Annotated in this window: 12 protein-coding genes; 9 read left to right on the top strand and 3 right to left on the bottom strand. The window is 32.5% G+C overall.

Features of this window, described 5'->3' with window-relative positions; translation table 11 throughout:
• Positions 1–7 precede the first annotated feature (7 nt).
• Together K8Z87_RS01815 and brnQ are read left to right on the top strand one after the other, a co-directional pair.
• Positions 8–1,558: a serine hydrolase gene (locus K8Z87_RS01815; RefSeq protein ID WP_227475766.1), complete on the top strand. Its 1,551-nt coding sequence runs from the start codon at positions 8–10 to the stop codon at positions 1,556–1,558.
• On the top strand, positions 1,559–2,854 hold the full coding sequence (gene brnQ, locus K8Z87_RS01810) for a branched-chain amino acid transport system II carrier protein (RefSeq protein ID WP_227475765.1): 1,296 nt from the start codon (positions 1,559–1,561) through the stop codon (positions 2,852–2,854).
• 4 nt (positions 2,855–2,858) lie between these two features.
• Here brnQ and K8Z87_RS01805 read toward each other — a convergent pair whose 3' ends face one another.
• Complete coding sequence (locus K8Z87_RS01805; protein WP_227475764.1) at positions 2,859–3,509, bottom strand: hypothetical protein; 651 nt, start codon at positions 3,507–3,509, stop codon at positions 2,859–2,861.
• A 105-nt stretch (positions 3,510–3,614) separates the two neighbouring features.
• Here K8Z87_RS01805 and K8Z87_RS01800 point away from each other — a divergent pair, with 105 nt between their 5' ends.
• The 3 genes from K8Z87_RS01800 (at position 3,615) to dcm (ending at position 7,472) form a co-directional block, all read left to right on the top strand.
• A complete protein-coding gene (locus K8Z87_RS01800; RefSeq protein ID WP_227475763.1) occupies positions 3,615–4,943 on the top strand; it encodes an aspartate kinase in 1,329 nt (442 codons plus the stop codon).
• A gap of 473 nt (positions 4,944–5,416) precedes the next feature.
• Positions 5,417–6,112, top strand: a complete 696-nt coding sequence (locus K8Z87_RS01795; protein WP_227475762.1) for a DNA adenine methylase — start codon at positions 5,417–5,419, stop codon at positions 6,110–6,112.
• Between the two features lie 88 nt (positions 6,113–6,200).
• The gene (gene dcm / locus K8Z87_RS01790; protein ID WP_227475761.1) at positions 6,201–7,472 is read left to right on the top strand and encodes a DNA (cytosine-5-)-methyltransferase; all 1,272 of its coding nucleotides are present in this window, start codon (positions 6,201–6,203) and stop codon (positions 7,470–7,472) included.
• On the opposite strand, the gene K8Z87_RS01785 is transcribed toward dcm, so the two are convergent.
• Both K8Z87_RS01785 and K8Z87_RS01780 read right to left on the bottom strand, forming a co-directional pair.
• The gene (locus K8Z87_RS01785) at positions 7,418–8,128 is read right to left on the bottom strand and encodes a PmeII family type II restriction endonuclease (protein ID WP_227475760.1); all 711 of its coding nucleotides are present in this window, start codon (positions 8,126–8,128) and stop codon (positions 7,418–7,420) included. The two genes, dcm and K8Z87_RS01785, sit on opposite strands and share 55 nt — an antisense overlap.
• 36 nt (positions 8,129–8,164) lie before the next feature.
• A complete protein-coding gene (locus tag K8Z87_RS01780; RefSeq protein WP_227475759.1) occupies positions 8,165–9,454 on the bottom strand; it encodes an aminopeptidase P family protein in 1,290 nt (429 codons plus the stop codon).
• A gap of 112 nt (positions 9,455–9,566) precedes the next feature.
• On the opposite strand from K8Z87_RS01780, the gene K8Z87_RS01775 reads away from it, so the two are divergent.
• The 4 genes from K8Z87_RS01775 to K8Z87_RS01760 all read left to right on the top strand — a co-directional run bounded on the left by K8Z87_RS01775 (position 9,567) and on the right by K8Z87_RS01760 (position 16,512).
• Entirely contained in the window at positions 9,567–11,354 is a 1,788-nt protein-coding gene (locus K8Z87_RS01775) for a T9SS type A sorting domain-containing protein (RefSeq protein WP_227475758.1), read from the top strand.
• 185 nt (positions 11,355–11,539) lie between these two features.
• Positions 11,540–14,374: a VPS10 domain-containing protein gene (locus tag K8Z87_RS01770; protein ID WP_227475757.1), complete on the top strand. Its 2,835-nt coding sequence runs from the start codon at positions 11,540–11,542 to the stop codon at positions 14,372–14,374.
• 131 nt (positions 14,375–14,505) lie between these two features.
• A complete protein-coding gene (locus K8Z87_RS01765; RefSeq protein WP_227475756.1) occupies positions 14,506–15,744 on the top strand; it encodes a hypothetical protein in 1,239 nt (412 codons plus the stop codon).
• Positions 15,745–15,840: 96 nt separating this feature from the next.
• Entirely contained in the window at positions 15,841–16,512 is a 672-nt protein-coding gene (locus K8Z87_RS01760; RefSeq protein WP_227475755.1) for a succinate dehydrogenase cytochrome b subunit, read from the top strand.
• The last annotated feature ends 4 nt before the right edge of the window (positions 16,513–16,516 follow it).

Raw genomic sequence — 16,516 nt, 5'->3', positions numbered from 1 at the left:
TTCGGATATGACCATAAGAAAGATACTTAGCTTCTGTCTATGTATATCTGTTTTTGTGCTAAATGCTCAAATTGAAGAAGCTAAACTCAACCAATTAATTACCGAAACTTTATCTGTTTTTGAAGTTCCAGGCATTTCAGTAGGTATTTTAAAAGATGGCGAAGTTGTTTATGCTAAAGGTCATGGTGTTCGTTCTTTAGAAACGCAAAAAGAAATGAATGCTAATACAAAGGTTGGTGTAGCTTCTAATAGTAAAGGGTTTACCTGTTTTGCTTTGGCAATGATGATTGATGCTGGTAAATTAAATTGGGATGATAAAGTACGTCAATATATCCCTGAGTTTAGAATGAGCGATCCTTATGTTACAGAAGAATTTACAATAAGAGATTTAGTAACGCATAGAAGTGGATTAGCATTAGGCGCAGGAGATTTAATGTTTTTTCCTGAAGGTGGAGATTTTAAAGTCATAGATATTATTGACAATGTTAGGCACTTAGAGCCCGAAAGTTCATTTAGAAGCAAGTTTAGGTATAATAACAATATGTATATCATTGCTGGCGAAGTTTTAAAACGTGTTAGTGGTTTAGCTTGGGAAGAATTTATTGAAAATAAGATTATGAAACCCGTTGGGATGAGTAATAGTAAAGCATCTTATAACAGAGTTACCGATAAATCTAATATTATAGAAGCTCATACAAGAGCAGATGGTAAAGTAATACAAATCCCTCATGATTGGTCTGATGTCGCAAATCCAGCAGGTGGCATAGTTAGTAACATACCAGATATGTTAACTTGGGCAAAATTTTTAATGAATGATGCCGTAACGGAAAGTGGAGAACGCTTATTAAGTCGTGAACAATTTCATGAGTTGTGGCAATTACAAACCCCACTTAAAGTTAGCCCTAATGACAGTTATAACTCTAATTTTAGAGGTTACGGTTTAGGCTGGTTTTTAACAGATGTTAAAGGTGGTTATAAACAAGTCTCTCATACAGGAGGATTAATCGGTACAGTAACACAGTTTACGTTAATTCCGGATTTAGATTTGGCTATCGTTGTATTAACCAACCAAATGGTAGGATCTGCATTTAACGCCATTACCAATACAATTAAAGATAGTTATTTAGGATATGAGGATAGAAATTGGTTAAAACGTTATGGGGATAATAGAAATCTATTCTTAGAGAATACAGATAAAGTTAAAGCTGACGTTTTTAAAGCTGTTGAAGTTGCAAAAACAGCAATAGACATACCAAAAGCTTCACAAATTGTTGGAACATACACTGATGATTGGTTTGGGGATATTTTTATTTCTAATACAGATAATAAGTATTCTATTAAATGTATGAGATCACCTAGACTTTTTGGTGAATTATTACCTTATAACGCTACAACATTTATAGCAAAATGGGATGACAGAAGTTATGATGCAGATGTATATGTAAAATTTACATTTGACGAATCTGGTAATGCTAATGGAGCAACAATGAGCTTTATTGCGCCAATTACAGATTTTAGTTTCGATTTCCATGACCTTAACCTTAAAAAGAAAAATTAATTGAATTCTAGAAAAGAACTCTTCGTAACAAGCTTTGCTTTATTCTCACTTTTTTTTGGAGCCGGAAACTTATTATTACCACCATTATTAGGCTATAATTCTGGTGAAGATTGGGTTTGGGTCACTATTGGTTTTATGATTACTGCCGTGGCCATACCAATAATAGGCATATTTGCACATGCAAAATTACAAGGCACTATGTATGATTTTGGTAAAAAAGTATCACCAATTTTCAGTTTAGTGTATTGTGTCATTGTTTATATAATTTCAGTAGCCATACCATCGCCGCGTACAGCATCGGCAACACATGAGATTGCTATTCACCCAGCGTTTGGCACTAGCCCATTAACAACCAGCCTAATTTATTTTATTTTGGTTTTAGTATTTGTATTAAACCGATCTAAGATCTTAAACATCATCGGAAAATTTTTAACACCAATGATTGTTATTATGTTATTGTTAGTGATCGGAATCGGTTTGTATTCTAGCAGTTTTACTAATATAGGTACGTTTGAAACACCTATTGTTAGTGGTATATTAGAAGGCTATCAAACATTTGATGCTATTGGAGCAGTTGTTGTAGGAGGAGTGATTATTATTTCTATTAATTTTAAAAACACGGCTTCTTTTGAGATTAAAAAACAATTGATTAGAAGATCTGGATTAATAGCCGGTCTAGGATTGTTTATTATTTATGCAGGTTTAATTTCTGTGGGAGCTTATTACGGAACCGAAATAAATATAGACAACTCATTAAGTAATGATATGCAACGTGCCAATCTGTTAAGTGGTATAAGTTTATCTGCATTAGGTGCTTTTGGAAACACCGTATTATGTATTCTTATTTCTTTAGCCTGTTTTACCACAGCTGTTGGTATTATTGCAGGTACTGCAGATTATTTTAAAGGGTTGTTTCATAATTCTCAAAATGCCTATATCATTACAGCTGTAATAGCTTGTGCTTTTGGTGTTGGAGTTGGTCAGTTAGATTTTAGTACCATTATTCATATTGCATTACCAGTATTAATGTTTATATATCCAATAACAATCATCTTAATTTTATTGAATGTAATGCCAGATCGATTGGCTAGTAAAACCGTTTTTAGAGGAGTAGTCTTAATAACATTCATATTCAGTATTCCAGATTTTTTAGGATTTATAATTCCTAGAGAAAACATTCAAGGTATTGTAGATACTATTCCGTTAGCGCAATATACTTTAGGTTGGGTAATTCCGGCTTTTGTAACTTTTATAGGTTTAAATTTTTCTAAACTGTTTCTTAAAGCAAATCATTAAACAATTAAGCGTTTAAGTTTTTAATTGCAGAAAAAGCTTTTTCCACTAAATGGTTTTCTACTAAAACAGTAAATTCATTGGTAGTTGAAATCACTTCGTAAAGTGAAATGCCTTCCCAAGCAAAACGTTTAAATATCTGATAATACAATCCAGATATTTTAGAATTGTCTTTAGGCAACCGAATACTAATTGCAGAGAGATCATCTTGAGAACCAATCATTGTTTCATTTTTAAAATGACTTAAAACCTTTTGTTGTTCAGATTTTGAAACCACAATATTACTCTCATAAATTCCACGAGAAAACCCATAAAACGATTCAGGATCTAATGTATCTAAAACCTTTGCATGTTTGTTAATCAATGTTTTTGAATTCTGAAACGTAAAATCAATTAAATTAGATTTTACCGTAATGTCGCCTAAGTTTTTTAAAACACGTTTTAATTTATTTGAACTTCTTAAATGTGTAGGAGGATTATAACGACGAAGTGCCATCATAATTGCACCAGTCTTTACTGGCTTTCTAAGCATATCGCTAATAGGTTGTTGCAACTCTTCAGCTAATGCAGAAAAATTAATAATATTTCTAAATAAGGCTTCTTCTAAAAAAGGTTGAGTAATTAAAACTTCTTCAACACAAGCTGCTATAGTTTTCATTTTGTTAAATAATAAACATTTTGTGCAAATGTATACTATTTTTTACATTTTCATGACAGAGACAGTAAATCCATATATTTTTGCGATCTTAAATCATTTAGAATAATGTTAGTATTAAAATTTGGTGGTACATCTGTTGGTTCTGTAGAGAATATGAACAACGTTAAAGATATTATCAATACCAAAGAGAAAAAGATAGTGGTATTGTCGGCAATGTCTGGCACAACTAATGCGCTAGTAAATATTTCAGAATCTATAAAAAACAATGCGACTGAAGAAGCGCTGAGTGCAATAGATGATTTATACAAAACATATACAAGTACAATTAAAACATTGTACAATGACGAAACTATTGAGCATAGCGTTTTAGGTTTTGTTAATACTGTTTTTAGACGCTTAGGAGATGCTGTTAACAAACCACATACAACCTTATTACACAATACTATTATAGCGCAAGGAGAATTATTGTCGACTACAATTTTTAATCGATTTTTAAATCAAAAAGGAATTAATTCGCAATTATTACCAGCTTTAGAGTTTATGCGTATTGATAGAAATAACGAACCCGACAATTTTTATATAAAACAAAATGTTAACCGATTAATAGATGCTTTGCCAGAAGCAGATATATACATTACTCAAGGATTTATATGTTTAGATGCAGATGGAGAACTCTCTAATTTAGATCGAGGAGGTAGTGACTATACTGCAACCATTATTGGAGGAGCTTTACATGCTAAAGAAGTACAAATTTGGACAGACATTGATGGATTTCATAATAACGATCCTAGATTTGTAACCAATACCAAAGCCATTTCTAATTTATCTTTTGATGAAGCCGCAGAGTTGGCGTATTTTGGAGCAAAGATTTTGCATCCGCAAACTGTAATGCCCGTAAGAGCATTGAATATTCCTGTGCGTTTAAAAAATACCATGTCGCCTAAATCTTATGGAACTTTAATAACAGATAAAATTCATGGAGAAGGTATTAAAGCCATTGCAGCAAAAGATAATATTACGGCCATAAAAATTAAATCGGCCAGAATGTTATTAGCACATGGGTTTTTAAAGAAAGTCTTCGAGATTTTCGAGACCTACGAAACATCGATAGATATGGTAACCACATCAGAGATTGCAGTGTCTTTAACTATAGATAACGACAAACATTTAGACATTATCGTTAGAGAGCTCGAAAAATTTGCAACCGTTGAGATCGATGATTTTATGAGTATTGTATGTTTAGTTGGTAATAACATTATCTATCATCCAGATACGCCAGAATTGTTTCAAGTACTACAAGATGTTAATGTAAGAATGATTGCTTACGGAGGTAGTAATAATAACATTTCACTTTTAGTAAATAGCAGTGACAAACTAGAAACTTTACAAAAACTACACCGTTATGTGTTTGAAACACACTCGGTATTGGCCTAACATATAATGAAAAAGAAAACCTAAACTACGATAGAAAAATAGCAGTATTCTGTGTTGTTTTAATATCCTATTTTAAAACGTAGTTTATATAAGAAAGAGTGTTTTTTAACACTCTTTTTTATTTGATAAAGGCATTATGTATCTTGTGCATGTTCAATAAAAAGATGGCATAAAACGAACATCAATAAATTTTTAATGAGAGAACGCAGTGGTTACATAGATTCTCAATTTTATAATTAAAAAATAATCAATTAATTAACATGATTTCGGTATAAATATTTTAATATTTACGATCAAATAATTAAAAAGCTAATGTCAGGTTGAGCGCAGTCGAAACCTATTTAAAACATTAGATTTTAAGAACCTTTCGACTGCGCTCAAGGGAATTTTTCATTTTTATTGAGATGAAGCAATAAGTATTGAATTCTTAGATAGAAATACGTTAATTACTAAAATTTAAACAGGTGAAATATATGGGCAGCAAAGCACGCTTTGCTAAAGATTTATTATCAATTATTCTAAAAGATAGAAAGCCTAATCAAGCGTATATTGAACCTTTTGCTGGTGGAATGAATATGATTGACAAGGTTGATGGTATCCGTATTGCTAATGACCAACACCAAGAACTCATGGCCATGTGGCAAGCTTTAATTTACGACGCTTGGGATCCGCCAAAAACGATTAGTGAAGCTGAGTACAAACATATAAGAACCCATCAAACAGAATACCCAAAACATCTTTTAGGTTATGTAGGTTTTAATTCTTTTGGTGGCAAATGGTTTTCGGGTTACCGACGCGATAAAGAAGGCAAACGCGATTATTGGGGAGAACATTACCGTAATATTACCAAACAAGTACCTAATTTAGAAGGAGTGCAACTCTCTTGTCAATCGTACACAGATCTAGAAATTCCTAAAAACAGTATTATCTATTGCGATCCACCTTATGCATCCACCACAAAATACAGAGATGGTTTTAACCACGATGAATTTTGGAGTTGGTGCCGAGAACAAAGCAAAGCAGGTCACCAAGTGTTTATTAGCGAATACAATGCACCAGAAGATTTTAAGTGCATCTGGGAAAAAGGAGCAAAAACCACCTTTTCATGGCATGCTAAAAACCTATCGACTAAAGAAAGTGTGGAACGGTTGTTTGTTTATACAGGATGACTTTTCTTTTTTTTAAATTTATTTTTGCATACCTTTTTTATTCAAAAAATACTTTTAAATTTGTAACCATTGTATAAGGTTGCACAATATGGTTATAAAAGATTACTATTCGCTTGCAGAAGCTGCAGAAAAACTTGGAAAAAGTAAAGAAACACTAAGAAGATGGGATAGAGATGAAAAATTAATAGCAGCTAGAGAACCCATTAGTGATTATAGAATTTATAAGAAGTCAGAAATTGATTCACTCATCAATTTATTTGATGATGATATTATAGAAACTACAAATAACTTTGAAGAGCCATTGAAGCAATTCAAGGTTTTAGAATTATTTGCAGGCGCGGGAGGCCTTGCAATTGGTTTAGAAAAAGCAGGAATGAAATGTGTTGCGTTAAATGAAATAGATAAATGGGCTTGCCAGACACTTAGAGAAAATAGACCTAATTGGAATGTTTTAGAGGGTGACATAAAGAGTTTCAATTTTGAGAAATATGAAAATGAAGTTGATGTAGTTACTGGAGGATTTCCTTGTCAAGCATTTAGTTATGCAGGAAAAAAATTAGGCTTAGAAGATGCTCGAGGAACTTTGTTTTATGAATTTGCCAGAGTAATAAATGAAGTTAAACCACCTATTTGTATTGGCGAAAATGTAAAAGGCTTATTGTCTCATGAAAAAGGCAAAACACTTCAAGGAATGATATCTATTCTGGATGAAATTGGATATAATGTTGTTCCACATAAAGTTTTAAAAGCAATTAATTATAATGTTCCACAAAAACGTGAAAGATTAATTTTGGTTGGAACCAGAAAAGATATTGATATCAATTATGAATATCCAAAACCATATAACAAAATTTATAACCTTGTCGATGCTTTAAAAAAAGGTGTTTTATATGATTCTGATGTTCCGAAGTCTGAAGGTTCAAAGTATCCTCAACATAAAAAAGAAGTTTTAGACTTAGTTCCTCCAAAAGGCTATTGGAGAGATTTGCCATTAGATATTCAGAAAGAATTTATGGGTAAAAGTTTTTATTTAGGAGGAGGAAAAACAGGTATGGCTAGAAGAATTGGTTGGGACGAACCTAGTTTAACATTAACTTGTAGTCCTGCTCAAAAACAAACAGAACGTTGTCACCCAGATGAAACACGACCTTTTACTGTTCGTGAATACGCAAGAATTCAAACTTTTCCTGATGAATGGAAGTTTATGGGTTCTGTATCTCAACAGTACAAACAGATTGGAAATGCTGTTCCTTGTAATTTAGGCTTAGAAATTGGTTATTCGATTGTTAAGTTTTTGAATAAACTTTATTCTAAATCAAACAGGTCTGAAGACTCTATTTCTTTTGCTAATGCCATATAACCTTTCTTAAAAAAATCTTCAGTATCAAGACTTAAAGTCATTTTGTCTAGATTAGAAACAAGTGCTTCATAAAAATCTTGGAATCCCGTTATTCTATGCCAAAACTCTTTACCAATTATAACAGGAAATTCTTCATTAATCTTCTTATAATGCTGACTTAATTGATCTTCTTCACCGTATAGCACACCTAAAATTAAATCTGAATTATTAAGATTTATTGAATTAGTTCTTGCTAAATTAGTAACTGTAGAAAATTTTCGAAGCAAAGGTTTTACATCTTCTGAATTTATAGTATTAGGCCCAGATTTTAATTGACACCATTTTTTTCTGTTATCAATTTTATCTATAAATTCAATATCCATTCCTTTGATTAAAGAACCTTCAGCTAATTCAAGTTCAACAAACATATTCTGAATTCTAGTGCCAAAAGAAGTGTTAATTGAAGTTCCTAAAATTCGTGGATAATATAAAGCTTTAGCAATACCAATTGCAGTAAAATCATCTTCTAAAATTTTAGATAAGTATTTTACAATAATTGGATTTATCTTATAAGATTTAAGTTGTGAATGAGTTTTTAGAGCGTTGATTTTATGATTGTCAAAGATTTTTTTCTCGAAATAATTAGTAATAATAGATAATAATTCTTTTTCACTCATTTGTCTCATTTTTTGTACTTTAAATAATTCAACTTACTAATTCATTAACTCCTCAATCTCATCAACTTCAATAGGTATGTTTCGCATTAAATTAAATGGTTCACCGTTTTCTTGTATCACCACATCGTCTTCTAAACGGATACCAAAACCTTCGTCAGGGATATAAATGCCAGGTTCTACGGTAAAGACCATATTGGCTTGCATAGGTTCGTGCAACAAACCATAATCGTGTGTGTCTAATCCCATATGGTGAGACGTGCCATGCATAAAGTATTTTTTATATGCGGGCCAATCTGGGTTTTCGTTTTGTACATCCGCTTTGTCTAATAAGCCTAAACCTAAAAGTTCTGAGGTCATCAGTTTACCAACTTCTACATGGTAATCTGCCCAAATAGTACCAGGGACTAATAATTTTGTTGCCTCATCTTTTACACGGTTTACCGCATTATATACGGCTTTTTGTCGGTCGGTATATTTGCCAGAAACGGGGATTGTACGAGACATATCGCTAGAGTAGTTGGCATACTCAGCACCAACATCTAACAAAATTAAATCACCAGCTTTACATTGTTGATTGTTTTCTATATAATGTAAGACATTGGCATTGTTGCCAGAAGCAATTATAGGTGTGTACGCGAATTTTTTAGATCGGTTGCGTAAAAACTCATGCATAAACTCGGCTTCAATTTCGTATTCCCAAACGTCAGGTTTTACAAAATTAAGGATACGTCGAAATCCTTTTTCAGTAATATCACAAGCTTTTTGTAAAAGGTCTAATTCTATAGCGTCTTTTACAGAGCGTAAACGTTGCAAAATAGGGTTACTTTTAGCTACACGATGCGCCGGATACTTATTTTTTAACCATTTGGTAAAACGGTCTTCACGGGTTTCGGTTTCTACATTAGCACGGTAATGCTCGTTAGTATTTATATAAACGGTATCGCATTGCGTCATAAGTTCAAACATTACCTTTTCTAGGTCTTGTAACCAATAGACGGTTTTAATACCAGAAGTTTCTAAAGCCTTAGCTTTGGTTAGCTTTTCTCCTTCCCAAACAGCAATGAGGTCATTAGTTTCTTTTAAAAACAAAATTTCACGATGCCTTTCTTTTGGGCAATCCGGAAACAAAACCAAAATACTTTCTTCTTGATCCACACCACTTAAATAAAAAATATCACGATGTTGCTCAAAAGGCATGGTGCTATCTGCACTTATCGGATAGATGTCATTAGAGTTAAAAACAGCTAAACTGCTGGGTTGCATTTGGGCTGTAAATTGGGCTCTATTTTTTGTGAATAATGCAGAATCTATTGGGGTGTATTTCATCGTATATGTATTTTTTGTAAAAGTAATGAGATTAAATTATTTTACAAAAATCGATGAAATGCACTTTTTTAACGATAAAATGCTTATATTGCATCTCCCAAATCTACTTAAAATGAAGAACTTTACGCTTAAAACCGCTGTAATAGCGGTGTTTATTACGTTTTTATACGGAAATAAACTTTGGTCGCAATCTACTCTTATAGAGGTATCTATAGAGAGTCAGATTAGTAATTCGGACGTTATTGTTGAAGGAAAAGTCGTTGATAAAAGCACTTTTTGGGATACTAATGGCGAGAATATTTATACTTTAAATAGAATAGAAGTTTCAAAAGTATTTAAAGGAGAATCTAGCAATTATATTGAACTTATTACTGAAGGTGGTACAATTGGCTTACAAGCACAACATGTTTCGCATAGTTTAAGATTACAACCTGGAGATTTAGGTGTTTTTATGTTAGCTAAAAATGAGATTGGTTTGCAAAGGCAAGCAACACCTCAAAACAATACATTTAAAGCCTACAGTGCTATTCAGGGATTTTATAAGTATAATGCAAGTGGTGATATTGCTGTAAATCCATTTTCGGGTTATAAAGGCATTTCTAACAACTTCTATAAAATCATTGAAGATAATTCGGGCAATCCTTATCAAAGAATGACCGCTTTTGATGTTAATGAAGCTATTAATAAAAGTGTGTCAGGCAGAAATGCAATGACAATAGGATCTATATCTCCATCGGTATCTACAGCTGGTACGGGTGATGTTATTACAATAACAGGAACCGGATTTGGCAGTGCAATAGGTGCTGTTGGGTTTTCTAACTCAGATTTTGGAGGATTTGCATTTAGTGATGCTTTAGAGTCTCAAATTATGAGTTGGTCAAATACTGAGATACAAGTTCAAGTACCTGATTTTGCTGGCACTGGTGATATTCGTATAACAAGAGACGATACAACGGTAATAACGTCTTCAGAAGAATTGATTATTGATTATGCACATATTAATGCATCAGTTGATATTGGAACAGGACAAATAGCGTATCCAACGCAACATGTAGATGTTAATGGAGAAGGTGGATATACATGGCAAATGTATACAGGTTTTAAAAATGTTGCTGGAGCTGAAGATGCATTTAACCGTGCTGCGGAAACTTGGGGTTGTGGTACTAAAATAAATTGGAAACAAGGTGCAGACACATCTATAAATACTATAGCTGATGATGGTGTAAATATTGTAAGATTTGATGTCGGTTCAGAATTACCTAATGGTGTTTTAGGAAGGTGTACATCTAGATTTTCAGGTTGTTTTGCGCCAGATGGAGTTACAATTAATTGGTACGTTGCAGAATTAGATATTGTGTTTGACGATGGTGTAAATTGGAATTATGGGCCAGCTTCACCGCTATCATCACAATTTGATTTTGAAAGTGTTGCCCTTCATGAGCTTGGACATGGTCGTCAAATGGGACATGTTATAAATACCAATACCATAATGCACTTCTCTTTATCTAATGGTGAAGAATCGAGGTCGCTAAGTGATAATGATATCGATGGAGGATTAGAAGTAGATACAAGAAGTAGTACAAACCCTGTTTGTGGTCAACCTTTAACTACTGCATTTAGTTGTGCAAGACTTAGTGTAGATGATGAGACCTTAGATCAAAATTTAGTAGTCTACCCAAACCCTAGCAAAGGAGAAATTTATATAAAGAATACGCTAAATCTAAATTTACAATCCATAAATGTTTATGACGTAAATGGCAGATTAGTACTAAATAATAGAATTAATAATGGGGTTAATACTAATATGGTATTAAACATTAGTCAACTAACCTCAGGTATGTATTTCTTTAAAATAAATACTGAAGATGCTTTTGTAACCAAAAAAATAGTGGTGTTATAAATCATAGAATTATAACAACGTATTATAGTAATATCTCATTAAACATTAGTTTAGTGAGATATTTTCTTTTACAGAGAGTTTATATAAAATTTGGAAAACAACAGGATAAAATCTTAAATAATCTTAAAAATCATCATTGTTATCTAAAAGTTTAAGTAATTTTCAAAACTTTTAAAAACCATACCATGTACCGTATCTTATCAGTATTCGTAATTACCTTTTTTATAGGTTTAAATAGCAATGCGCAAACATCTGCGCAAGACATTCAAAATGCATTACAAGAAAAAGAAGCATTATTACAGAAATCTATAGTAAAAAATATTTCATTTACAAACATAGGACCAACCATAATGAGTGGTCGTGTTGTAGATGTTGATGTTAATCCTAATAATGTTAATGAATTTTATGTGGCATATGCCTCAGGCGGATTATGGTATACAAATAATAATGGAACAACATTTACTTCAGTAACTGACAATGCTCCAACACAAAACATGGGAGATATTGCTGTTGACTGGAAAAATGGCACGATTTGGATTGGTACAGGAGAAAGCAACTCTTCGCGTTCTTCGTATTCAGGAATCGGAATTTTAAAAAGTACGGATAAAGGAAAAACATGGGATAATGTTGGACTAACAGATTCACATCATATTGGTAGAATAATCATTAACCAAAACAACCCTGACGAAGTTGTTGTAGGTGTTATAGGTCATTTGTATTCTTCAAATAAAGAACGTGGTATTTTTAAAACAAAAGATGGAGGAAAAACATGGAGTAATACTTTATTTATTAATGAAAACACAGGAGTTATCGACATCAGCGTTTCTGTTAATAATGCTAATGTTCTTTATGCAGCAAGTTGGGAGCGTGATCGTAAAGCCTGGAATTTTAATGGAGACGGAGATGGTTCGGCGATATATAAAAGTACAGATGCAGGAAATACTTGGACAAAACTTACAGAAAAGGGAAATGGCTTTCCAACAGGCAGTGGTGTTGGCCGTATAGGTTTAGCAACATTTAACGATAATGTGGTTTATGCGTTTTTAGATAACCAATTTAGACGTCCAGTTGAAGCTGCTTCAGGTTCAACAAATGATGGACTTCAAAAAGACGACTTTAAAAGCATGTCTAACGGAGACTTTTTAGCACTAGAGAATAGAGCATTAAATAGATATTTAAGAAGCAATCGTTTTCCTAGAAAGTATTCTGCAAAAAGTGTAAAAAAATCTGTAAAACAAGGAGATGTTAAACCATCAGATTTAGCCACTTATTTAGAAAATGCCAATTCGTTATTGTTTGACTCTCCAGTTATCGGAGCTGAGGTATATAAGTCTACTAATGGTGGAAAAACATGGAAAAAAACACATAAAGACTATTTAGATGGAGTGTACAGTTCTTATGGGTATTACTTTGGTATAATTGCAGTAAATACATCTAACGAAAATAAAATTTATATCGGAGGTGTTCCTTTGTTAAAATCGGATGATGGCGGAGCAACGTTTGCCTCAATGAGTAAAGAAAATGTGCACTCAGATCATCAATCGATTTGGGTAAACCCAAAATTAGAAGGTCATGTTATTAATGGAAATGATGGAGGTATTAATATCACTTATGATGATGGAGAAAATTGGATTAAAAACAATCAACCATCTGTTGGGCAATTCTATTATATCAATGTAGACAATCAAAAACCGTATAATGTTTATGGTGGTCTACAAGATAATGGAGTTTGGTACGGACCAAGTAATTACAGAGCATCTAAGAGTTGGAATGGGTCTGGAGCATATCCATATAAAAGAATTGGAGGTGGCGATGGTATGCAAGTTCAAATTGACAGTAGAGATAATAATATTGTTTATGGAGGTTCGCAATTTGGATTTTATTACCGTGTAAATTTAGAAACCCAAGAACGTTTATTTATTAATCCGCGTCACGAATTAGGGGATTCGCCATACCGTTATAATTGGATGACACCAATTCTGTTATCGCCACACAATCAAGACATTTTATATATGGGTGCAAACAAATTGTTGCGCTCGTTAGATCAAGGAGAAACGTTTACGGTAATTTCGGAGGATTTAACTACCGGAGGAAAAAAAGGGAATGTGCCTTATGGAACATTAACTACCATTTCTGAAAGTCCTTTTACATTCGGAAAAATTGTTGTAGGTAGTGACGATGGATATATTAATTTAACGAATGATGGCGGTGTTAATTGGACAAGAATTTCCAATGGATTACCACAAAACCTTTGGGTGTCTCGTGTAATAGCATCTGAGCATAATAAAAACAGAGTTTATGCAACATTAAATGGTTACCGAAATGATGATTTTAAAGCTTATGTATATGTGAGTGAAAATAACGGAAGTACTTGGACAGCTATTACTAACAATATTCCTAATTCACCAGTAAATGTAATTAAAGAAGACCCATCAGATGAAAACATTTTATATGTAGGTACAGATAATGGGGTGTATGTGTCTTTTAATAAGGGTAATTCTTGGGAGTCGTTTTCAAAAGGTCTAACTAATGCAGCAGTACATGATTTGGTAATTCAGAAAGAAGCAAAAGATTTAGTTGTAGGTACTCATGGGCGATCGATATACAAAGCTGATATTTCAGGCTTACAACAATTTAATACGGTAAAATCTAATTCGGTAAGTATTTTTGATATATCGTCATTACGCTCTTCTTCGTTTTGGGGAAGTATAAGAAACCAATATTCGCAAGCTTTTGAACCAAGTGTAGCTATTAATTTTTATAGTAATGCATCTGGCAGTATGCAGATTAAAATTTTATCTGAAGGAGGTGCAGAATTGAATACAATATCAGTTAATGCAGATAAAGGATTTAATACTGCTGAGTATAATCTTCAACTTACAGAAAAAGGAAGAAAAGCATTATTAAAAGAAAACTCAAAGTTGCGTATTAATAAAGCGGATAACGGAAACTATTATCTGCCATCAGGTAAATATACTGTTAACATTGATGGAGTTTCAAAATTTTTAAAAGTAGAGTAGAAACTAAATGTTTATTTTAGAATTACTTTAAATAAGAAAACTCTGATGTTAAAGTAAACTAAAACATAAGGCATAATGAAATAGATGCAATTACATTTGCTCGTAACTAAACTATTTCATCGATATTAATCATGCCCAATCTAACAAAGCTATTTGTAGCTTTTTGTTTTATTTTCAACCTGTCTGCTCAAGAAAGTGATAATCAACAATTAAAAATCTTCTTAGATTGTGATGCTTGCGATAATACCTATATAAGACAAAACCTAGAAAATGTTCAGTTTGTAAGAGATCAGAATTTTGCAGATGTTCATTTGTTTTTTACAACGCAGAGAAATGGAAGTGGCGGTAATGAGTTTGTTGTAGATTTTATTGGGAAAGGCGATTATATTGAGCTTAAAGATAAATTCGCCTTCAATACAAATACTAACATGACCAATGATGAGGTTAGAAACTTAACATTAAAATTCATTAAACTAGGTCTTGTTAGGTATTGGGTAAAAGCAGGGAAAACAGATGCCATTTCTATTAATATAAAACAAGAGACTAAAGAGGAAATTGTAAGCGAAGATGTAGAAGACCCTTGGAATTATTGGGTGTTTAGACTAGGAGCTAATGGAAACTTTAGTGGACAAGAAACACGAAGAAATAGTAGAGTAAATGCATCAATATCTGCCAGAAGAGTAACAGAAAAGAATAAACTCTTTATTAGAGCAAGTTATAATGAAAACAGAAATGTTTTTGATTTTGAAGGAGAAGAAAGCGTAACGATTAGAAATTCAAGAAACTTAAATATCAACGACGCCATTAGTATTAATAATCATTGGTCAATCGGCGCATTTGCAGATCTAAGAACTTCAATATTTAGTAATCTTGATTTTTCTTGGGGCTTTAGACCAGCCATAGAATATAATTTTTATGACTATGCAGACTCTGCTAAGAAACAAATTACATTATCTTATAGAAACGGTGTACGGTTTAACGATTATATAGAATTGACGATTTTTGGTGTAACAGAAGAATATTTATGGGAACACGAATTGTCTTTAGGAAGTAGTATTAATCAAAAATGGGGAAATATTTCTGGAGAAGCTTCTTTTGAGCAGTTCGTAGAAGACTTAACCTTAAATCAATTGAGTTTTAGACTCAATGCCAATATTAGAATATTTAAAGGTTTTAATTTTAATATTGGTGGTCGTTATAGTATTACTAGTAATCAAGTTGAACTATCTGCAGGCGGAGTAACTCTAGAAGAATTACTATTAAATAATCAACAATTACCGTCAGGATTTAACTTTAATCTCAACTTAGGATTTAATTATTCATTTGGGTCAATATATAATACAATAGTAAATCCTAGATTTGGCTTCTAAATTAAAATCATTCTAAATAAGCGGTTTGTTATTGCTCAAGTTGTTTTAAAACAAGGATAACGTTATCTTTGTAAGACTAACAAATTAAGATTTACAATGAGCGGAATTCTAAATTCGTCGATTGGAAGAAAGTTTGCAATGGCACTTTCAGCATTCTTCCTAATGGTTTTTTTACTACAACATTTTTCAATTAACATACTTTCGGTTTTTATTCCAGACACATTTAATGTGGTTTCTCATTTTATGGGAACAAACCCGTTAGTGCAATATGGACTGCAACCTGTTTTAATTTTTGGAGTTATTTTTCATTTTGTCATGGGGTTTGCTTTAGAGATTAAAAATAGAAAAGCAAGACAAGTAAGTTACGCTAAAAATAATGGTGGCGCCAATTCTGCTTGGATGAGTAGAAATATGATCTGGAGCGGATTAGCGATTTTATCATTTATAGTTTTACACTTTATTGATTTTTGGATTCCTGAAATTAACACAAAATATATTCTTGGAGATATGACAGGTATGCATAATGGGGAATTTAGATATTATCATGAATTAGTTGAAAAATTTCATGACCCATTACGTGTAGGTGCTTATGTCATTGCTTTTGTATTCTTAGCATTACACCTTTTACACGGTTTTAACTCTGCATTCCAATCCGTTGGAGCAAATAATAAATATACTAAAGGATTAAAAAGGTTTAGTAAGATTTATGCAATAGGAATTCCTCTTGGGTTCATTTTTATTGCGTTATTCCATCACTTTAATCACTAAAAAA

It is taken from the genome of Winogradskyella immobilis, from assembly GCF_021887715.1.
Taxonomy (GTDB): Bacteria; Bacteroidota; Bacteroidia; order Flavobacteriales; family Flavobacteriaceae; genus Winogradskyella; species Winogradskyella immobilis.
This window is presented reverse-complemented; position numbering and strand designations above follow the sequence as displayed.